Annotated in this window: 15 protein-coding genes; 14 read left to right on the top strand and 1 reads right to left on the bottom strand. The window is 66.3% G+C overall.

The features are described 5' to 3' along the window. The first annotated feature begins 273 nt into the window (after nucleotides 1–273). The 7 genes from QFZ42_RS20530 to mdoH all read left to right on the top strand — a co-directional run bounded on the left by QFZ42_RS20530 (nucleotide 274) and on the right by mdoH (nucleotide 8,182). Entirely contained in the window at nucleotides 274–702 is a 429-nt protein-coding gene (locus QFZ42_RS20530; RefSeq protein ID WP_307702734.1) for a hypothetical protein, read from the top strand. A 96-nt stretch (nucleotides 703–798) separates the two neighbouring features. Further along, nucleotides 799–2,163 (top strand): tRNA (N6-isopentenyl adenosine(37)-C2)-methylthiotransferase MiaB, encoded by a 1,365-nt coding sequence (miaB, locus tag QFZ42_RS20535; protein ID WP_307702735.1) that lies wholly within the window; start codon nucleotides 799–801, stop codon nucleotides 2,161–2,163. Next, nucleotides 2,163–3,590 carry a sensor histidine kinase gene (locus QFZ42_RS20540; RefSeq protein ID WP_307702736.1) on the top strand — a complete coding sequence of 476 codons (1,428 nt, stop codon included), beginning with the start codon at nucleotides 2,163–2,165 and terminating at the stop codon, nucleotides 3,588–3,590. The genes miaB and QFZ42_RS20540 overlap by 1 nt, the downstream gene beginning before the upstream one ends. Nucleotides 3,591–3,678: 88 nt before the next feature. Then, on the top strand, nucleotides 3,679–4,335 hold the full coding sequence (locus QFZ42_RS20545; RefSeq protein ID WP_307702737.1) for a hypothetical protein: 657 nt from the start codon (nucleotides 3,679–3,681) through the stop codon (nucleotides 4,333–4,335). 38 nt (nucleotides 4,336–4,373) lie between these two features. Beyond that, nucleotides 4,374–5,762: a sigma 54-interacting transcriptional regulator gene (locus tag QFZ42_RS20550; RefSeq protein ID WP_307702738.1), complete on the top strand. Its 1,389-nt coding sequence runs from the start codon at nucleotides 4,374–4,376 to the stop codon at nucleotides 5,760–5,762. A gap of 193 nt (nucleotides 5,763–5,955) precedes the next feature. Then, nucleotides 5,956–6,159: a hypothetical protein gene (locus tag QFZ42_RS20555; protein WP_307702739.1), complete on the top strand. Its 204-nt coding sequence runs from the start codon at nucleotides 5,956–5,958 to the stop codon at nucleotides 6,157–6,159. A gap of 7 nt (nucleotides 6,160–6,166) precedes the next feature. After that, nucleotides 6,167–8,182 carry a glucans biosynthesis glucosyltransferase MdoH gene (gene mdoH / locus QFZ42_RS20560; protein ID WP_307702740.1) on the top strand — a complete coding sequence of 672 codons (2,016 nt, stop codon included), beginning with the start codon at nucleotides 6,167–6,169 and terminating at the stop codon, nucleotides 8,180–8,182. 117 nt (nucleotides 8,183–8,299) lie between these two features. Here the strand turns inward: mdoH and ffh are convergent, their stop codons facing one another. Beyond that, the gene (ffh, locus tag QFZ42_RS20565) at nucleotides 8,300–9,688 is read right to left on the bottom strand and encodes a signal recognition particle protein (protein WP_307702741.1); all 1,389 of its coding nucleotides are present in this window, start codon (nucleotides 9,686–9,688) and stop codon (nucleotides 8,300–8,302) included. Nucleotides 9,689–9,882: 194 nt separating this feature from the next. Between ffh and QFZ42_RS20570 the strand changes: the two genes are divergently transcribed. The 7 genes from QFZ42_RS20570 to QFZ42_RS20600 all read left to right on the top strand — a co-directional run bounded on the left by QFZ42_RS20570 (nucleotide 9,883) and on the right by QFZ42_RS20600 (nucleotide 19,460). Then, nucleotides 9,883–10,692, top strand: coding sequence for a cytochrome C assembly family protein (locus QFZ42_RS20570; RefSeq protein WP_307702742.1), 810 nt, complete (start codon nucleotides 9,883–9,885; stop codon nucleotides 10,690–10,692). Then, on the top strand, nucleotides 10,689–10,946 hold the full coding sequence (locus QFZ42_RS20575) for a PP0621 family protein (protein WP_307702743.1): 258 nt from the start codon (nucleotides 10,689–10,691) through the stop codon (nucleotides 10,944–10,946). The genes QFZ42_RS20570 and QFZ42_RS20575 overlap by 4 nt, the downstream gene beginning before the upstream one ends. Nucleotides 10,947–10,961: 15 nt before the next feature. Beyond that, nucleotides 10,962–12,659 (top strand): two-component system sensor histidine kinase NtrB, encoded by a 1,698-nt coding sequence (locus QFZ42_RS20580; RefSeq protein ID WP_307702744.1) that lies wholly within the window; start codon nucleotides 10,962–10,964, stop codon nucleotides 12,657–12,659. Between the two features lie 28 nt (nucleotides 12,660–12,687). Further along, complete coding sequence (locus QFZ42_RS20585; protein ID WP_307704277.1) at nucleotides 12,688–14,247, top strand: sigma-54-dependent transcriptional regulator; 1,560 nt, start codon at nucleotides 12,688–12,690, stop codon at nucleotides 14,245–14,247. After that, nucleotides 14,234–14,845 carry a 1,6-anhydro-N-acetylmuramyl-L-alanine amidase AmpD gene (ampD, locus tag QFZ42_RS20590; protein ID WP_307702745.1) on the top strand — a complete coding sequence of 204 codons (612 nt, stop codon included), beginning with the start codon at nucleotides 14,234–14,236 and terminating at the stop codon, nucleotides 14,843–14,845. The genes QFZ42_RS20585 and ampD overlap by 14 nt, the downstream gene beginning before the upstream one ends. 351 nt (nucleotides 14,846–15,196) lie before the next feature. After that, nucleotides 15,197–18,109 carry a ribonucleoside-diphosphate reductase subunit alpha gene (locus QFZ42_RS20595; RefSeq protein WP_307702746.1) on the top strand — a complete coding sequence of 971 codons (2,913 nt, stop codon included), beginning with the start codon at nucleotides 15,197–15,199 and terminating at the stop codon, nucleotides 18,107–18,109. A 178-nt stretch (nucleotides 18,110–18,287) separates the two neighbouring features. Beyond that, nucleotides 18,288–19,460 (top strand): ribonucleotide-diphosphate reductase subunit beta, encoded by a 1,173-nt coding sequence (locus QFZ42_RS20600; protein WP_307702747.1) that lies wholly within the window; start codon nucleotides 18,288–18,290, stop codon nucleotides 19,458–19,460. Nucleotides 19,461–19,548 lie beyond the last annotated feature (88 nt).

The following is a 19,548-nucleotide window of genomic DNA, read 5'->3' on the forward strand; positions in this document are numbered from 1 at the left end:
GCCCCACCACCCGCCTGCGACGGCTACGATCAACACACCCGCTAGGGCGATGGCGACATTTTTCTTCATGGGTTCTTGTGCACTTTGGGCTGACAGCGACTATTGGAGCAGCGGTCGACGCACTGAATTCATGGGCACCGTAAAGATATGTAAAGCAGGTCAACCGAAACGCCCGCAAACAACCCGTGTGGCCGGCACGAAGGGAATGCCCTCTCGCTAAAATCGCCGCTCCACAGCCTCTGGATATACCCCATGAACCGCTGCAAGAAACCCATGAATGCTCTCACTTTCATAGCGCTTTGCACAGTAGCTGCAAGCCTTTTTTCCATTGATGCCGCGGCCCAGGCCGATGTGCCCCGGCCGCAGACACAGAACGAGTCCCTGGTGGGCGGCCGCACGTTCCCGGTCGGCACGCTGCGCGGCAAGTTCATGGTGATCGACGGGGTCGACGTCGAACTCGACGGCAAGCCCGATCGCATGGCGCCCGCCGGGCGCATTCGCAGCCCGCAGAACATGCTGGTCATGTCGAGCGCCATCACCGGCCAGAAATTCCTCGTCAACTACACGCGCGACGCGGCGGGCCTGCTGCGCGAGGTCTGGATCCTGACGCCCGACGAAGCCGTGGCCCGGCGCGAATCGCTCGACAAGCCGCTCCTGAACATCTGGCCGTTCACCTCGAACGACACCGTCAACACGCAATAGAAAAATGCCGGCGGGCCCTCGCCCGCTGTGCCGCAGGACGCCGCGGGCGTCCCTGCCTTCCGCCTTCCCGGCCAGGGAAGGCCCAGAGAGCACCCCATGAGCAAAAAAGTCTTTATCAAAACCTTCGGCTGCCAGATGAACGAGTACGACTCGGACAAGATGGCCGATGTGCTGAACGCCGCGCAGGGCTACGAGCCCACCCAGAACGTGGACGAGGCCGACCTGATCCTGTTCAACACCTGTTCGGTGCGCGAAAAAGCCCAGGAAAAGGTGTTCTCCGACCTCGGCCGCGTGAAGCACCTGAAGGCCAAGGGCGTGAAGATCGGCGTGGGCGGCTGCGTGGCGAGCCAGGAAGGCGCGGCCATCATTGCGCGCGCGCCCTACGTCGACATCGTGTTCGGCCCGCAGACGCTGCACCGCCTGCCCGACATGCTGAACGACCGCGAGCGGCTGGACCGCCCGCAGGTGGACATCAGCTTTCCCGAGATCGAGAAGTTCGACCACCTGCCGCCGGCGCGCGTCGAGGGCGTGACCGCCTTCGTGTCGATCATGGAAGGCTGCTCCAAATACTGCAGCTACTGCGTGGTGCCCTACACCCGCGGCGAGGAAGTGAACCGCCCGCTCGACGACGTGCTGGTGGAAATTGCCGGCCTGGCCGACCAGGGCGTGCGCGAGGTCACGCTGCTGGGGCAGAACGTGAACGCCTACCGCGGCAAGATGGGCGACACGGCCGAGATTGCCGACTTCGCACTGCTCATCGAATACGTCGCGGAGATTCCGGGCATCGAGCGCATCCGCTACACCACGAGCCACCCGAACGAATTCACGCCGCGGCTCATCGAGGCCTACGCCAAGGTGCCGCAGCTCGTGAGCCACCTGCACCTGCCCGTGCAGCACGGCAGCGACCGCATCCTGATGGCCATGAAACGCGGCTACACCGCGATGGAATACAAGAGCACGGTCCGCAAGCTGCGCGCCATCCGCCCCGAGCTGGCCCTGAGCAGCGACTTCATCGTCGGCTTCCCCGGCGAGACCGATGAAGACTTCGCCAAGATGATGAAGCTGATCGACGACTGCCAGTTCGACAACAGCTTCAGCTTCATCTTCAGCCCGCGCCCCGGCACGCCCGCCGCGGCACTGCAAGACGATACGCCGCACGAGGTGAAGCTAGCGCGCCTGCAGACGCTGCAACGCGTGATCGACGGCAACGTGCGCCGCTTCGGCGATGCGCTGGTCGGCACCACGCAGCGCGTGCTGGTCGAGGGGGCCTCCCGCAAGGACGCGAACGAGCTGATGGGCCGCACCGCGTGCAATCGCGTCGTCAACTTCGAAGGCGACGCACGGCTGGTCGGGCAGATGGCCGATCTGCGCATCACGCGCTCGCTCGCGTACACGCTGCGCGGCGAAGTGGCTACACGCGAATCGTCGACGGCGCCGGTGACCGCCGCGCTCGCCGCCTGATGGCGAAGCGGCCATCGACGCGGGGCTCGTTCCAGCAGCTCCTCCTTTTCGCGTTTCTGCTGATTACCGCCCTGCTCGTGGGCGTGGTGTTGCGCTCGGTATTCCAGTACGACGCGCTCATGACCCAGAGCCGCGATGCGGCCGCCCGCGCGCTGCGGCTCTCGGGCGCGGCCCAGTCGCTGGCCGAGCGCAGTGCGGCCATGGAGCGTGCCGGACGCCAGTCGCTGGTGCTGAACGACGCCGTGCTGCGGCGCCGCTTCGACGACGCAGCCCGCGAAGCGCACCAGGTGCTCGAACGGCTCGAGATGAACGGCCTCGCGCCCGTGGGCATGGAGGCGTGGCGCGCCCAGCTCGGCGTGATCGAAGGCCTGATGAGCGGCAGCGCCGACAGCGCTCTTTCGCGCGAAAGCAGCATGGCAATGCAGTTCCGCGAACTCGATTCGTTGAACACCAACCTCGCGCAGCAGGCCCAGTTCCTGATCGAGACGCAGAACGACGCCCTGGCCAAGCGCATCGAGAACGCACGCCGCCGCCTGATGCGCGAAGTGGTGGCGGCGAGCGTGCTGGCGGTGTCGCTGGCGCTGGCTTTCGGCATCTGGCTCGCGCGCCCGTTCAAGCGGCTCGAGCACGCCATCGTCGGCCTGGGGCAGAACCGGCTCGACGAGCCGATCGACATCCGCGGCCCGGCCGACATCCGGCGCGTGTCGCAGCAGCTCGAATGGCTGCGTCTGCGCCTGACCGAACTGGACGCCGACAAGGCGCGCTTTCTGCGCCACGTCTCGCACGAACTGAAAACGCCGCTGGCCGCATTGAGGGAAGGCGTTTCGCTGCTCGAAGACGGCGTGACGGGCCCGCTGAATCCGGCGCAGCTGGAGGTGACGCAAATCCTGAACCAGAACACCGTGTCGCTGCAAGGCCAGATCGAGGCGCTGCTGCGCTTCAATGCCGCGGCTTTCGAGGCGCGCGAACTGCGCCGCGAACGCACCGAGCTGCTGCCGCTGATCGAAGAGCAGATCGAGGCGCAGCGCCTGCAGTGGCAGGCCCACGGCCTGCGCGTGCGCGCCGAGGGCGAGCCGCTCACGGTCACGGTCGACCGGACCAAGCTCGGCACCGCCGTGGCCAACCTGCTGTCCAACGCCATTCGCTACTCGGCGCGCGGCGGGGTGATCACCCTCGTGGTGTCCAGCACGCCCGAGTCGGCATGCATCGATGTCAATGACGCCGGCCCGGGTATTGCCGAAGGCGACCGTGACCGGATTTTCGAGCCCTTCTATCGGGGCGAACGCCAGCCTGAGCACGCGGTCAAAGGGACCGGCATCGGTCTTTCGATCGTGCAGGAGTACATTGCTGCCCATGGGGGCCGCATCACCCTGCAGCCGGGCGGACCTGGTGCGCGCTTTCGCATCGAACTGCCGCGCACGGCCTGAACCCGAGACCCGACCCCACCGCGAATCCTTCGTGACGCCTTCGGGCATCCACCTGAAACACCGCCTCTTGTCTTTTTTTCGTCGATCCATGTTTTTTCCGCTCGTCCGCAGTTCGACCTTCTCCGGGGCGATGGCCGTGCCTTTCGCCCTGCTGCTGGCCGCCTGCGCGACGCAGCCCGAGCCCCCGGCCGAGGCCAACGCCCTGCCGCCGCCACCGCCAGCGGTTCCGCGCGTGATGCCGGTCGAGGCCGAGCCCAATGCACCCGCCACGCAGCCGGCATCGCTCTTCACGCTGATGACCCAAGGGCCGGTCGCAGCCATGCTGGCGTATGCCGACAAGGTCCGCCCGCTCGGCGGTGCCGAGCTGAATGCGGAAATCACCCGGGCCGGCGACCCCGGCGATTCGCCCAGCGCGCAGATGCAGCTCGCACTGCTGCTCGCCCAGACGCGTGCGCCGGCCGACCTGGCGCGCGCCCTGGGCCTGATGCAGCGCGTGATGTCCAACCCGTCGCCCGAGGCCCAGCCGCTGCAGCCGCTCGCGCGTGCACTCGCTGCGCGCTACGTCGAGCAGCGCCGCGTGGAGGACGACCGCGACAAGCAGGCGCAGCAGGTGCGCGAAAGCCAGCGCCGCATCGACCAGCTCAATGACCGCATCGAAGCGCTGCGCGCCATCGAGCGCAGCTTTGCGCGCCCGAACGCTCCCGCGCCGACGACCTTGCCCCCACCCAACGGCGCCAAGCCTTAGTCCATGAACATCCAGCGGTTTCAGAAAGCGTTCTTTCGATGAGCACGACCGGCGCACGCCTGCTGGTGGTGGACGACGACGCCGACATGCTGCGGCTGCTCTCGATGCGGCTGAGTTCGGTGGGCTACCAGGTCACGGCCGTGACTTCGGCCGAGACCGCGCTCACGCAGCTCGAGATCGAGCATCCGCAACTCGTGCTCAGCGACGTGCGGCTGCCCGGACGCGACGGACTCCAGCTGTTCGACGAAATCAGGAAGCGCCACCCTTCGCTGCCGGTGATCCTGCTCACGGCCCACGGCACCATCCCCGATGCGGTCGAGGCCACCGCGCGAGGCGTGTTCACCTACCTCACCAAGCCCTACGACGGCCGGGAGCTGCTCGACAAGATCGCCCAGGCGCTGGCGCTCGGCGCACCGGCCAGCACGCCGGCCAAGGCGGGCGACGAAAGCTGGCGCGCCGAAATCGTGAGCCGCAGCAACCGCATGTCCGAGCTGCTGGCCGAAGCCCGCATGGTCGCCAAGTCGGACGCCTCGGTGCTGCTGCGCGGCGACAGCGGCGCCGGCAAGGAACTGCTGGCGCGTGCCATTCACCGCGCCAGCGCCCGCGCCGAGAAGCCCTTCGTGGCCGTCAATTGCGGCGCCATTCCCGAGGCGCTGCTCGAGTCGGAACTGTTCGGCCACATGAAGGGCGCCTTCACCGACGCGCATGCCAACCACAAGGGCCTGTTCCAGCAGGCCGACGGCGGCACGCTGCTGCTCGACGAAATCGGGGACATGCCACCCGCCCTGCAGGTCAAGCTGCTGCGCGTGCTGCAGGAGCGCGCGGTGCGCCCGCTCGGCGCCAGCCAGTCGATCGAGGTCGACGTGCGCATCATCTCGGCCACCCACCGCGACCTGGACGTGGCCATGGAAGCAGGCCAGTTCCGCGAAGACCTCTACTACCGGCTCAACGTGGTCACGCTCACGCTGCCGCCGCTGTCGGCCCGGCGCGAAGACATTCCGCTCCTGGCCAACCACTTCCTGCAGAAGCTCTCGACCAAGTACGGCAAGCGGCTCTCCGGCTTCGCGCCCGAGGCGCTCAAGGCGCTGGCGACCGCGGCCTGGCCCGGCAATGTGCGGCAGCTCTACAACGTGGTGGAGCAGGTCTGCGCGCTTTCGAGCTCGCCGCTGATCCCGCTGGCGCTGGTGCAGCGGGCGCTGCGCGTGCCGACGGTCGAGGTCCAGACCTATGCCGAGGCCAAGCAGCGTTTCGAGCGCGATTACCTGGTCGGCCTGCTCAAGCTGACCGACGGCAACGTGGCCGACGCCGCCCGGCTGGCCGACCGCAACCGCACCGAGTTCTACCGCCTGCTGCAGAAGCACGAACTCACGCCGGGGCACTTCAAGGCCGATGCTGTCGCTCCAGGCAGCGAGCCTGTCGCCGACTAGCGACGGCCCTAAGCTGTTGATTTAAAAAGACATTTTTCACCAGCCTTCCAGGCTTGTCGGGATTCGGCGACAAAATGAGGGGTTTCAGGGCCTTCCAACCGGTTCCAACCTCGAAAACCACGTCCAGCTCACCCTAAGTGGTTGATCTGAAAGCGTTTTTCCAGCCTGGCACAGGGTTTGCCCCTGTACAGGCATGACAGCACTCAACAGCCCATCTTTCGCACTGCGCCAGCAGCGCGACGGCCTGCGTCAAAAGCAGTTTTCCCCCTCGCGGCCCCGTGCCGCCGGGCATTCGATGGCCGCGCTCGCAAGCGCAGGCGGCGCCGAACCGGATTGCGTGATCAAGCGCTTTCCTGCCATTGGCGACACCCCTTCCCTCGACAAGCAACGTTGGTAAATCACACATGAAGCCGAACGACTTCTCGCAACTGAACGTGCTGACCGAAGCCGACTTTTCGCACCGCAGCCCGGTGCGCGAAGAACGCCACCCCAATTCCGTGACCGCTCCGCCGGTCAACCGCGGCTCCATGGTGCCCCGCCCCTGGCGCGGCTTCTGGAACAGCATCGGCACTGCCCTGCTGGTCAAGCTCGGCGCCGGCGGCAAGCCGGAAAGCGAAACCGCCGAAGCCGGCGCACAGGTCAAGCAGCCGTGGCAGCGCGCCGCGGCCCGCCGCCGCAACGCCTTCATGCTGCTCACCGTGCTGAGCACCGTGATCGCCTCCACGCTGTTTGCCGGCGTGCAACCCGACTACGACAACGTCTGGCTCGAATACGGCCAGATCGGCCTGTACGGCCTGCTGTCGGGCTGGGTCGTCACCGGCTTCGTCACGGCACTGATGGGCTTCTACGTCTCGGTGCGCGGTGACAAGCACGCGCTCTCGGTCAAGCAGGTGGCCCACCACCCGATGAACCCCGAAGCACGCACCGCGATCATCATGCCGATCTGCAACGAAGACGTTGCCACGGTGTTCGCCGGCCTGCGCGCCACTTGCGAATCGGTCGCGGCCACCGGCCACGCCAGGCAGTTCGACGTGTTCGTGCTGTCCGACAGCTACACGCCCGAAACCGCCGCCGCCGAGCGCGCCGCCTGGGAAGACCTTCGCGCCGCGCTGGCCGACAGCCCGAACCAGCCGCAGGTCGAGGTGTACTACCGCCTGCGCACCCGCCGCACGCACCGCAAGGCCGGCAACGTGGCCGACTTCTGCCGCCGCTGGGGCAAGGACTACCGCTACATGGTCGTGCTCGACGCCGACTCCGTGATGAGCGGCGACTGCCTGACCTCGATGGTCAAGCTGATGGAAGCCAACCCGACCGCCGGCATCATCCAGACCGCCACGCAGGCCATCGGCCACGTGACGCTGCATGCCCGCGCACAGCAATTCGCTTCCCGCGTGACGGGCCGCCTGTTCACGCTGGGCATGCAGTTCTGGCAACTGGGCGAATCGCACTACTGGGGCCACAACGCGATCATCCGCGTCGAGCCCTTCATGAAGCACTGCGCGCTGGCGCCCATCAAGGGCACCGGCGGCATGTCGGGCGGCATCATGTCGCACGACTTCGTCGAAGCCGCGCTGATGCGCCGCGCGGGCTACAACGTGTGGCTTTGCGCCGACCTGGTCGGCAGCTACGAACAGCAACCGCCAGACCTGCTGGCCGAACTGCAGCGCGACCGCCGCTGGTGCCAGGGCAACCTGCAGAACGCCCGCCTGATGGCCGAGCCCGGCCTCCACCCGGTACACCGCGCGATGTTCGTGACCGGCACCATGGCATATGCCTCGGCACCGCTGTGGCTTGCGTTCCTGACGCTCGGCACCGCGCTGTGGCTCAGCGGCTCGAGCCTGATCTCCAGCTGGAGCGTGCTGCCGGCGGAACTGGCCGGCCTGTGGGTCTGGACCCTGTGCCTGTTGTTCCTGCCCCGCCTGCTCGGCATCGCTGCCGTGCTGATGCGCGGCGAGCAACGCCAGTACGGCGGCCTGTGGGGCCTGGTGAAGAGCTCGGTGCTCGAAAGCGGCCTGGCCATCGTGCAAGCGCCGGTTCGCATGCTGGCGCATTCGCTGTTCGTGCTGGTTGCCCTCACCGGCATCAAGCTCGACTGGAAGTCGCCTCCGCGCGAAGCCGCTGCCGTGCCGTGGAAGATTGCCGTGTCGCAGCTCGCTCCCATGAGCCTGGTGGTCGGCGCGCTGGCCCTCGGCGTCGCAATGATCGATCCGAGCGCGCTGATCTGGCTCATGCCGGTCGGCCTGCCGCTGCTGCTGGCCATTCCGCTGACCGTGCTGACCAGCCAGATCGCCCTGGGCACGTCGCTGCGCGACCGCGGCTTCCTGCTGATTCCCGAGGAATCGCGTTCGCCGGCCGTGCTGCGCCGCGCCTGGATGCATGCGGTGCGCCTTGCGCGCCCTGCGGCACTGGCGACGGCCTGATGACGACAGCCTGATGCGCTGAAGCTCAGCGCAAACGAGAAAGCCGGCCACGAGGCCGGCTTTTTTTATGGTGGCAGCTGCCGAAGCAGCAGCAGTCCCATCTCTCTCTACATATAACTAGAACGGGAGCTTCGGCCCGCCGGGACCACCCATCCCGCCCATGCCCTTCATGCCGCCCATCTTCTTCATCATCTTCATCAGGCCGCCGCCCTTCATCTTCTTCATCATTCCCTGCATCTGCTCGAACTCGTTGAGCAGGCGGTTCACTTCCTGAACCTGCACGCCCGCGCCGGCCGCAATGCGGCGCTTGCGGGTGGCCTTCAGCAGTTCGGGCTTGCGGCGCTCGAGCGGCGTCATGCTCTGGATGATCCCTTCCTTGCGGCGGATATCGCGTTCGGCACGGGTCATGTCGGCCTCGGTGGCCTTGGCGGCCATCTGCTGCGGCAGCTTGTCCATCAGGCTGGAAAGGCCGCCCATCTGCTTCATCTGCTGCAGCTGGCCGAGGAAGTCGTTCAGGTCGAAGCCCGCACCGCTTTTCACCTTGGCCGCGAGCTTCTGCGCCGCCGCCACGTCGACGCCGGCCGTGACCTGCTCGACCAGCGCGACGATGTCGCCCATGCCGAGGATGCGGCCCGCATGGCGCTCGGCGTCGAACACCTCGAGGCCGTCGATCTTCTCGCTGGTGCCGGCGAACTTGATCGGCACGCCCGTGACCTGCCGCACCGACAGCGCCGCACCGCCGCGCGAATCGCCGTCGGTCTTGGTCAGGATGATGCCGGTGAGCGGCAGCGCCTCCTTGAAGGCCTTGGCGGTGTTGATAGCGTCCTGGCCCTGCATTGCGTCGACCACGAACAGGGTTTCGACCGGGTCGAGCGCGCCGTGCAGCTGCTTGATTTCGGTCATCAGCACTTCGTCGATGGCGAGGCGGCCTGCCGTGTCGACCAGCAGCACGTCGAAGAAATGGCGCTTGGCATGGTCGAGCGCGGCGCGTGCGATGTCGAGCGGCTTCTGGTCGGGCGTGCTCGGGAACCATTCGGCGCCGGCCTGCTTGGTCACCATCTTGAGCTGCTCGATGGCGGCGGGCCGATAGACGTCGCCCGACACGGTCAGCACCTTCTTCTTGCGCTTTTCGATCAGGTGCTTGGCCAGCTTGGCGGTGGTGGTGGTCTTGCCCGCGCCCTGCAGGCCGGCCATCAGGATCACCGCGGGCGGCTGCGCCGCGAGGTTGATGTCGGAAATGCCCTCGCCCATGGTGGCGGCGAGCTCGCGGTTCACGATGCCGACCAGTGCCTGGCCCGGCTTGAGCGAGCCCAGCACTTCCTGGCCGAGCGACTTTTCCTTCACGCGCGCCACGAAATCGCGCACCACCGGCAGTGCCACGTCGGCTTCGAGCAAGGCCATGCGCACTTCGCGCAGCATGTCCTGCACGTTGCTTTCGGTGATGCGCGCCTGGCCGCTCATCGTCTTGACGAGGCGGGAGAACTTTTCTGTGAGGGCGGTGGCCATGAAAGAGATGCCTTGCTGCCCGCCGCGGCGGGTCATTGGAAAGTCGTGACTGATGTGGTGTCGGCCGCTTGCGTCCTGTTCGCGAAACACCGCGGAACCGACTTTGCCGGGCCGCAGGTGTTGCCCCGGCAAGGGAAGGCGCGCGCAACACGAAGTGCGCGAAGACCGGGGGGCGAGCCTATTACACTCCAGCAATGATTTTAGCGATCCCCTCCCCACTTGCCGTGGCGCTGGGCATCGCCACCGCGGCTGCCTACGGATTTGCCGCTGCCGCGGGTGCCCGCCTGAGCCGCAAAGCTACCCAGTGGGCCCTTGGGCTCGCGTGGCTGCTGCATGCCGCGGTGCTGGGCCACGGCCTGGTCGGCAGCGAACCGAGGTTCGGTTTTGCACCGGCACTTTCCGTCACGGCGTGGCTGGTGCTCACGGTCTACGCGGTCGAAAGCCGCATGTACCCGCAGCTGAAGGTGCGGCGGGCGCTGGCTTGGCTCGGCGCGGCCGCGGTGCTGCTGGCCATTCTGTTTCCCGGCACGCCGCTGCACGTCTCGGCGTCGCCCTGGCTGCCGCTGCACCTGGCGCTCGGCATCGCCTCCTACGGATTGTTCGGCGCCGCGGTGGTGCATGCCTGGCTCATCACGCGGGCTGAAAAACAGATCCGCCTCGCCACCGAGCCGCAGGCCGGCGTGCCGCTGCTCACGCTCGAACGGCTCACCTTCCGCTTCGTCACGGCGGGCTTCGTGCTGCTTTCCGCCACGCTGCTCGCCGGCCTTTTGTTCAGCGAAACGCTGTACGGCGCCGCCGTTCGCGGATGGAAGTGGGACCACAAGACGGTGTTCTCGGTGCTTGCGTGGATCAGCTTTGCCGTGCTGCTGGTCGGCCGTGCCCGCTTCGGCTGGCGCGGCCGCACGGCGCGCCGCGTGCTGTACGCCGGCTCCGCGCTGTTGCTGCTGGCGTATGTGGGCTCGCGCTTCGTGCTCGAAGTGGTGCTGGCGCGCGGCACGACATGAAGTACCTGCTGGTTCTCGCGGTGCTGTGGGTGGCGATCTGGCTCTGGCGCAAGAACCGCCGGGAAGAAATGCGTGACGCCCAGCGCGAGAAAGCGGCCCGCGCCCAGCGCCAGCCCGCCGCGCCGGCACCGCCCAAGGCCATGCTGCGCTGTGCCCATTGCGGCTTGCATCTGCCTGCGAGCGATGCGCTCGGCGGCCCGGGCGATGCGGTCTACTGCAGTGCTGCGCACCGTGAAGCCGCCGAACGCGGCTGAACGGGTGCTCCCTTCATGAGCTCCTCCCTCTGGTCGCGCGCCGAGGCCATCACCGACTGGGACGTGCTCGAGCCGGGGCGCAGCGAAAGCGCTGCGCTGCTCCGGCTGTGGCGCGGCTTCATGGCGGCACGCTGCTTCGTGGCGCTGGTGCTGGTGCTGCTTCAGGGCGTGGCCCTCGCGCTCGGCCAGACGATGCAGCCGCTGGCCGTTGCGCTGTCGGCCGGCTACCTGGTCGCCACCTGGCTGGGTGCCCGCTACGCGCATTTCACGCCGCCGATCCGGGGTTTCGCAACGCTCTGGTTCCTGACCATCGGCATCGACCTGGGCACCTTCACGGCGCTCCAGGTGCTGCAGGGCGGCAACATCAACTACACCCCGCTGTTCGCGCTGCCAGTGCTCATGAGCGCGGTGCTCGGCACGGTGACCGTGGGCCTCGGAACCACGGCCACCGTCACGCTGCTGCTGCTGGCCGACGCGGGCTGGCACTGGCTGCAGCAGCCGGTCGATTCCTCCACGCGCTTCGTGCAGGCGGCGCTCACGGGGACCGGACTCTTCGTGGTGGCGCTGCTGGCGCACGAACTCGCGCGGCGGCTCGCACGCGAGGAAGCCACCGCCGAGCGCAATCGCAGCAGCGCGCAGATGCAGGCGCAGGTCAACGACCTGGTGATCGAAACGCTGAGTGAAGGCGTGCTGGTGATCGACGCCGAAGGCCTGGTGCACGCGGCCAATCCGGCGGCCGACGCCATCCTCGGACAAGGCCTGGCCAAGCTTCCCCTCCCCTTCGCCTTGCACACGCAACCTGCCTGGCATGCACTGGCCGCGCTGGCGCGCCAGACCTTTGCGCGGCGCGCGCCGCAATCCGAGGAAATTCCGGTGGCGCAGGCGCGCGGCGCGGCGCGCGAAGTGCGCGTGCGCACGCGGCTCACGCCCACCAGCGACCAGCGCGTCGACAGCCTCTGCGTGATGTTCCTGCAAGACCTGCGCGAACTCGAGGCCCGCATCCGCACCGAGAAGCTCGCGGCCATGGGCCGCATGTCGGCCGCGGTGGCGCACGAAATCCGCAATCCGCTGGCGGCCATCACGCAGGCCAGCGCGCTGCTCAACGAAGACCTCACCGATCCCGCGCACCGCAAGCTGACCAGCATGGTGCAGCACAACGCACAGCGGCTCGCGCGCATCGTGGACGACGTGCTCGACGTTTCGCGGGCGCGCCAGCAGCGTGTGCTCTCGCTCGGCGAACAGCTCGTGCTCGACCCCGCGGTGCGGGCACTGGCCGAAGAATGGGTGCGGCAGACGCAGCGCCAGGGCGTGCTGATCACGCTCGATGCGGCCGACAGCGAAGTACGCTTCGACGCCGAACACCTGCGCCGGCTGCTCGTGAACCTGCTCGACAACGCGGCGCGCTATGCCGGCAAGCGCGAGGGCTCGATCCAGGTCGTCACCACCACGCAGCGCGGCAGTTCCGGCCGGCCGAGCCTTCAGGTGTGGAGCGACGGCGCACCGCTGGAGCCGGCGGTGCAGCGCCACCTGTTCGAGCCTTTCTTCTCTTCCGAAAGCCGCTCCAGCGGTCTCGGCCTGTTCCTGTGCCGCGAACTGTGCCGGCGCCATGGCGCCACCATCGGCTACGAGCGCCGCGCGCTGGTCGCGGGCGGACCCGAGGGCAACGAATTCTTCGTCAGCTTCGCGCCGAGCGAAAACCGGCTGACACAATAGCGCCGTGAGCACTCCCAACCCCCCTTCCATGCAGCGTCCGGCCAATATCCTGGTCATCGACGACGAACCCGACCTGCGCACGCTGTACGAGCTGACGCTGCTGCGCGAGGGCTACCGCGTGGAGGCCGCGGGCAGCGTTTCGGAAGCATGGGAGCACCTCGAAGCCGGCCAGTTCGATGCGGTGATCACCGACATGCGGTTGCCCGACGGCCAAGGCATGGAAATCATCCATCGCATCCAGAAGGACCAGCGCAGCGAGCGCTGCGTGGTGATGACGGCCTACGGCTCCGCCGAGAACGCGGTCGAGGCGCTGAAGGCCGGCGCGTTCGACTACCTGACCAAGCCGGTCGACCTGAAGCAGTTCCGCGCCGTGGTCGCTTCCGCGGTGCAGGCGCAGCAGGTGGCGTCAGCCAAGGTCATGCGGGCAACACCGGCGGCACAAGGCGAACGCGCCGTCGACACACCCGCCGTTCCAGGCAGCGGCATCGCGGCGCTCGACCGGCTGGTGGGCGACTCGGAGCCGATGCGCCTCGTCAAGTCGCGCATCGCCAAAGTGGCTCGCGGCATGGCGCCGGTGCTGGTGCGCGGCGAATCCGGCACCGGCAAGGAGCTGGTGGCGCGCGCCGTGCATGCCTGCAGCCAGCGCAGCGACGGCCCGTTCGTCGCGGTGAACTGCGGCGCCATTCCCGAGAACCTGCTCGAAGCCGAATTCTTCGGCGCGCGCAAGGGCTCGTACACCGGCTCGTCGCAAGACCGCGACGGCTACTTCCAGGCCGCGCGCGGCGGCACGCTGTTCCTCGATGAAATCGGCGACCTGCCGCTGGCGATGCAGTCCAAGCTGCTGCGCGCGATCCAGGAGCGCAGCGTGCGTTCCATCGGTTCGACGCAGGAAGACGCGGTCGACGTTCGCATCGTGAGCGCCACGCACAAGGATCTGCACGCCGAGGTCCATGCCGGCCGGTTCCGCCAGGACCTCTTCTACCGGCTCAACGTGATCGAGATTGCGGTGCCCGCCCTGCGCGACCGGCGCGAAGACCTGCCGGCCCTGTGTGCCGCGCTGCTCACGCGCATTGCGCACGACGGCGGGCTGCCGGTGCCGCATCTTTCCGCCGAACTGCTGCGCCGTCTTGCGCAGCATCCGCTGCACGGCAATGTGCGGGAACTCGAAAACCTGCTGCACCGCGCGGTGGCGCTCAACGACGGTGACGAACTGCACCTGGATCTGATGGGAGCGGGGCAGCTCGCCGCGATGCCCTCCGGCTCAGCCATTGCTGCGCCCGAATCCGCGCTTCCCTCTTCTTCTCCGACCGCGGCGGGCGACGAACTGCTCGCCACGGCCGCGCCAAGCGCCACGGTATTCGCAGAGCCCAAGACCCCACCGCCTCCGCTGCCGTCCGATCTGCAGGCTTACCTCGATCAGCAGGAGCGCGAGATTCTCGTGCGCGCACTGCACGAGAGCGGCTTCAACCGCACGGCCGCTGCCGCGCGGCTCGGCATGAGCCTGCGCCAGATCCGTTACCGCATCGCGCGGCTGGGCATCACCACGCCCAACGGCGACGAAGGTGTCCCGAGCAATGCCGACGACTGAAGCCACGTCGAACACCGGGGACGACGGCCTCTGGCGCGCCGGCTGGTACCGCTTCGCCAGCGCCTTGCGCTCGCCGAATTTCGGCCCCAGGCCGGCGGGCGCGCAGACCGACCTGATCGTGCTGCATTCGATCAGCCTGCCGCCCGGCGAATACGGCGGCGATGCGGTTCAGCAACTCTTCGCCAACCAGCTCGACTGGGACGCCCATCCTTATTTCCAATCCATTCGCGGCCTCGAGGTTTCCTCGCATTTCTATGTGCGGCGCAACGGCGAGCTGTGGCAGTTCGTGAGTTGCGACGACCGGGCCTGGCATGCCGGCGTGTCGTCGTGGCGCGGCCGCGAGAACTGCAACGACGACTCGATCGGTATCGAGCTCGAGGGCCTGGAAGGCGAGCCCTTCGAAGAGCCCCAATACGAAACGCTGGCCAGTCTTTGTCCCGCGATTGCGCAGCACTACGCCATCGCGTACATCGCAGGCCACGAGCACATTGCGCCGGGCCGCAAACAGGATCCGGGCCCGGGCTTCGACTGGCACTTGCTGCGCGGGCAACTCGGCTGGAGTGCGCGGATGTTCCCCGGGCAGGTGCTGCAGCGCTAATTTTTTTAATCGGCCTGCGACCTGCGATGCGGTGTTCTTGCGCCGCAACATTCTTGAAAATTCAAAGCGCCGGTTCAGCAACCATGCGCCTTGCAGGCCCAAATCCGCTCGCAAGCCACAGCCCATGCGGGTTGCGCGACCATAGGGCAGTATTCATGGGGCATCGCTGGCGGTGCGCCGTGCGCAAACAAATACGCACAGTCGTTGAATCTTCAGAAAAACACTACATCTAGTGGTTGTAGACGCCTCACACCCTAGATATAGTGTCTTCCGTCCGGTCAACAAGTACCGGCGCAACGCCCGGCCGAGGCGTTGCCACCCAACAAGAATTGCCATACCGAGAGGAAGCGAATGCAAACAGCCCTGAACACCCCATCGACCCCCCGCGCCGTTCCCTCGACGCCGCAGCAGCAGCGGGACACTGCCGGCTCACCCGCCGGCCAGAACCTCGCGCACTACCAGATCATCCGCCGCAACGGCGCCGTGGTTCCCTTCGAACCGAACAAGATCGCCATCGCGATGATGAAAGCCTTCCTCGCGGTGCACGGCACCCAGGGCGCGGCTTCGGCCAGTGTGCGCGAAACGGTCGACGTGCTCACGCAAGGCGTGATCCGCGCCATGGTGCGCTCGCGTCCGGGCGGCGGCACCTTCCATATCGAAGACGTGCAGGACCAGGTCGAACTCGGCCTGATGCGCGGCGGCCACCACGAAATTGCGCGCGCCTACGTGCTGTACCGCGAACGCCGCACGCAAGAGCGTTCCAAGCAAGGCGCGCAGGAAACGCCGGCGGCTCCGCTGCTGCACGTGCTGGACAACGGCGAACGCGTGGCGCTCGACCTGAACCAGCTCAAGGGCCTGATCGAATCCGCCTGCGAAAACCTGGGCGACAGCATCACCGCCGCGCCGATCGTCGCCGAGACGATGCGCAACCTGTACGACGGCGTGCCGCTCGACGAGGTCTACAAGGCCTCGATCCTGGCCGCCCGCACGCTGATCGAAAAAGACCCCGACTACACCTTTGCCACCGCCCGCCTGCTGCTGCACACGATCTTCAAGGAGATCATCGGCCGCGAAGTGATGCCCGCCGAGCGCGCCACCGCCTACGCCGACTACTTTCCGCAGTTCATCAAGAAGGGCGTCGAGAACGAACTGCTCGACGAGAAGCTGCTGCAGTACGACCTGCCCCGCCTGGGCGCCGCGCTCAAGGCAGAACGCGACAACCAGTTCGACTATCTCGGCCTGCAAACGCTGTACGACCGCTACTTCCTGCACGTGCGCAAGTCGCGCATCGAACTGCCGCAAGCCTTCTTCATGCGCGTGGCCATGGGCCTCTCGCTCGGAGAGATCGACCGCGAAGCCCGCGCCATCGAGTTCTACGAAGTGCTGTCGTCGTTCGACTTCATGTCGAGCACGCCCACGCTGTTCAACGCCGGGACGCTGCGCTCGCAGCTCTCGAGCTGCTACCTGACCACCGTGCCCGACGACCTCGACGGCATCTACGAGTCGATCAAGGAAAACGCCCTGCTCTCCAAGTTTGCGGGCGGCCTGGGCAACGACTGGACCCGCGTGCGCGCACTCGGCAGCCACATCAAGGGCACCAACGGCGAATCGCAGGGCGTGGTGCCGTTCCTCAAGGTGGTGAACGACACCGCCGTGGCGGTGAATCAGGGCGGCAAACGCAAGGGCGCCGTCTGCACATACCTTGAAACCTGGCACCTCGACATCGAGGAGTTCCTGGAGCTGCGCAAGAACACCGGCGACGACCGCCGCCGCACGCACGACATGAACACGGCCAACTGGATTCCCGACCTCTTCATGCGCCGCGTGATGGAAAAGGGCACCTGGACGCTGTTCTCGCCTTCGAACGTGCCCGACCTGCACGACCTGTTCGGCGCCGACTTCGAGAAGGCCTACACCGCCTACGAAGAAAAGGCCGCGCGCGGCGAGATCAAGCCCGCCCGCACCATCCAGGCCTCGGACCTGTGGCGCAAGATGCTCACGATGCTGTTCGAAACCGGGCATCCGTGGATCACTTTCAAGGACGCCTGCAACGTGCGCTCGCCGCAGCAGCACGCCGGCGTGGTTCACTCGTCGAACCTGTGCACCGAGATCACGCTGAACACCAGCGACACCGAAACCGCCGTCTGCAACCTGGGTTCGGTGAACCTGCTGCAGCATCTGAAGGACGGCAAGGTCGACCAGGAAAAGCTCAAGCGCACGATTTCGACGGCCATGCGCATGCTCGACAACGTGATCGACATCAACTACTACGCCGTGAAGAAGGCGCGCGACTCGAACCTGCGCCACCGTCCGGTCGGCCTGGGCCTCATGGGCTTCCAGGACGCGCTGTACGAACTGCGCATTCCCTACGCATCGCAGGAAGCCGTTCAGTTCGCCGACGAATCGATGGAAGCCATCTGCTACCACGCCTACTGGGCATCGACCGAGCTGGCCAGGGAACGCGGCAAGTACTCGAGCTACAAGGGCTCGCTGTGGGACAAGGGCATCCTGCCGATCGACACGCTCGACCTGCTCGAAAAGGCGCGCGGCGGCTACGTCGAGGTCGACCGCTCGTCCACGCTCGACTGGGACGCGCTGCGCCAGAAGATCAAGGCCGACGGCATGCGCAACTCCAACTGCGTGGCCATCGCACCGACCGCGACCATCTCGAACATCATCGGCGTCGACGCCTCCATCGAGCCCTGCTTCGGCAACCTCTCGGTCAAGTCGAACCTGTCGGGCGAGTTCACCGTGATCAACCACTACCTGGTGCGTGACCTGAAGCGCCTGGGCCTGTGGGACGACGTGATGGTCATGGACCTGAAGCACTTCGACGGTTCGCTGCGTCCGATCGACCGCGTGCCGCAAGACGTGAAGGCGCTCTACGCCACCGCGTTCGAAGTGGAAACCACATGGCTCGTCGAAGCCGCCTCGCGTCGCCAGAAGTGGATCGACCAGGCGCAGTCGCTCAACATCTACATGGCCGGCGCTTCGGGCAAGAAGCTCGACGACACCTACAAGCTCGCATGGCTGCGCGGCCTGAAGACCACCTACTACCTGCGCACGCAGAGCGCGACGCACGCCGAGAAATCCACCGTGCAATCGGGCCGCCTCAACGCGGTGTCGTCGGGCAGCGATGCACCCTCGGGCATGAGCGCACTCGACGCAGCAGCTGCCGCGGCGAAGGCGCAGATGAACGCGATTCCCGCCACCGACATCGCGTTCTGCGGCGTGGACGATCCGACCTGCGAAGCATGCCAATGACGCGTGAGTGAAGCGAGCGAGGTCCATGCACAACGCGCGAACCCTCAGTCGATCACGGCATTGACTGACATCGCGCGATGCATGAGAGCAACATAACAACCACATAAATGGAGCGCGACGTGAACGAGCACTTTGCAACTCACATCGTTGCTCCGATAATTGAGCATTGGATTTTTCTATGTTGACCTGGGACGAAGAAGTCAAGCCCTCCTTACCAAAGGATATGCAACAAGGATTGCAGCAACACCACGCATCGACCAGCGGCTTGCCCGCAGGCCGATCGGTGGACGCTCCGACTTCGTCGATTGCACAACCCACGGCTCCCGTCGCGGCGCAGCGCGTCAAGGCATCCGACAAGCGCATCATCAACGGCCAGACCGACGTCAACCAGCTGGTGCCGTTCAAGTACAAGTGGGCCTGGGAAAAATACCTCGCCACCTGCGCCAACCACTGGATGCCGCAAGAGGTGAACATGACGCGCGACATCGCGTTGTGGAAAGACCCGAACGGCCTGACCGAAGACGAGCGCCGCATCGTCAAGCGCAACCTCGGCTTCTTCGTGACCGCCGACTCGCTGGCCGCCAACAACATCGTGCTGGGCACCTACCGCCACATCACGGCGCCCGAATGCCGGCAGTTCCTGCTGCGCCAGGCTTTCGAGGAAGCGATCCACACGCACGCGTACCAGTACATCGTCGAGTCGCTCGGCCTGGACGAGAGCGAGATCTTCAACGCCTACAACGAAGTGCCGTCGATCCGCGAGAAGGACCAGTTCCTGATCCCGTTCATCGACGCCATCAGCGACCCGCTCTTCAAGACCGGCACGCACGAAACCGACCAGACGCTGCTCAAGTCGCTGATCGTGTTCGCCTGCCTGATGGAAGGCCTCTTCTTCTACGTCGGCTTCACGCAAATCCTTGCGCTGGGCCGCCAGAACAAGATGACCGGCGCCGCCGAGCAGTACCAGTACATCCTGCGCGACGAGTCGATGCACTGCAATTTCGGCATCGACCTGATCAACCAGCTCAAGCTCGAGAACCCCGGTCTCTGGACCAACGAGTTCAAGGCGGAGATCAAGGCCCTCTTCATGAAGGCGGTCGAACTCGAGTACAAATACGCCGAAGACACCATGCCGCGCGGTGTGCTCGGCATGAATGCCTCCATGTTCAAGGGCTATCTGCGCTACATTGCCAACCGGCGTGCACAGCAGATCGGCCTCGAAACGCTCTTCCCGAACGAGGAAAACCCGTTCCCCTGGATGAGCGAAATGATTGACCTGAAGAAAGAGCGCAATTTCTTCGAGACCCGCGTGATCGAGTACCAGTCGGGTGGCGCGCTCTCCTGGGATTGAATCTTTCCGACAAGAATTAATGAATTCAAGAATTGCCCTTGCCACCGATCGCGCCGAAGAGCGCGGCATGGATGAGGGCTCAGGTGTT

The sequence above is a fragment of the Variovorax paradoxus genome (genome assembly GCF_030815855.1).
GTDB classification, from domain to species: domain Bacteria; phylum Pseudomonadota; class Gammaproteobacteria; order Burkholderiales; family Burkholderiaceae_C; genus Variovorax; species Variovorax paradoxus_M.

What these genes read in the sequence shown, in the direction of transcription:
- QFZ42_RS20530 (WP_307702734.1), top strand. Translation starts at nt 274, where the DNA reads ATGAATGCTCTCACTTTCATAGCGCTTTGCACAGTAGCTGCAAGCCTT.
- miaB (WP_307702735.1), top strand. Translation starts at nt 799, where the DNA reads ATGAGCAAAAAAGTCTTTATCAAAACCTTCGGCTGCCAGATGAACGAG.
- QFZ42_RS20540 (WP_307702736.1), top strand. Translation starts at nt 2,163, where the DNA reads ATGGCGAAGCGGCCATCGACGCGGGGCTCGTTCCAGCAGCTCCTCCTT.
- QFZ42_RS20545 (WP_307702737.1), top strand. Translation starts at nt 3,679, where the DNA reads ATGTTTTTTCCGCTCGTCCGCAGTTCGACCTTCTCCGGGGCGATGGCC.
- QFZ42_RS20550 (WP_307702738.1), top strand. Translation starts at nt 4,374, where the DNA reads ATGAGCACGACCGGCGCACGCCTGCTGGTGGTGGACGACGACGCCGAC.
- QFZ42_RS20555 (WP_307702739.1), top strand. Translation starts at nt 5,956, where the DNA reads ATGACAGCACTCAACAGCCCATCTTTCGCACTGCGCCAGCAGCGCGAC.
- mdoH (WP_307702740.1), top strand. Translation starts at nt 6,167, where the DNA reads ATGAAGCCGAACGACTTCTCGCAACTGAACGTGCTGACCGAAGCCGAC.
- ffh (WP_307702741.1), bottom strand. Translation starts at nt 9,688, where the DNA reads ATGGCCACCGCCCTCACAGAAAAGTTCTCCCGCCTCGTCAAGACGATG.
- QFZ42_RS20570 (WP_307702742.1), top strand. Translation starts at nt 9,883, where the DNA reads ATGATTTTAGCGATCCCCTCCCCACTTGCCGTGGCGCTGGGCATCGCC.
- QFZ42_RS20575 (WP_307702743.1), top strand. Translation starts at nt 10,689, where the DNA reads ATGAAGTACCTGCTGGTTCTCGCGGTGCTGTGGGTGGCGATCTGGCTC.
- QFZ42_RS20580 (WP_307702744.1), top strand. Translation starts at nt 10,962, where the DNA reads ATGAGCTCCTCCCTCTGGTCGCGCGCCGAGGCCATCACCGACTGGGAC.
- QFZ42_RS20585 (WP_307704277.1), top strand. Translation starts at nt 12,688, where the DNA reads ATGCAGCGTCCGGCCAATATCCTGGTCATCGACGACGAACCCGACCTG.
- ampD (WP_307702745.1), top strand. Translation starts at nt 14,234, where the DNA reads ATGCCGACGACTGAAGCCACGTCGAACACCGGGGACGACGGCCTCTGG.
- QFZ42_RS20595 (WP_307702746.1), top strand. Translation starts at nt 15,197, where the DNA reads ATGCAAACAGCCCTGAACACCCCATCGACCCCCCGCGCCGTTCCCTCG.
- QFZ42_RS20600 (WP_307702747.1), top strand. Translation starts at nt 18,288, where the DNA reads ATGTTGACCTGGGACGAAGAAGTCAAGCCCTCCTTACCAAAGGATATG.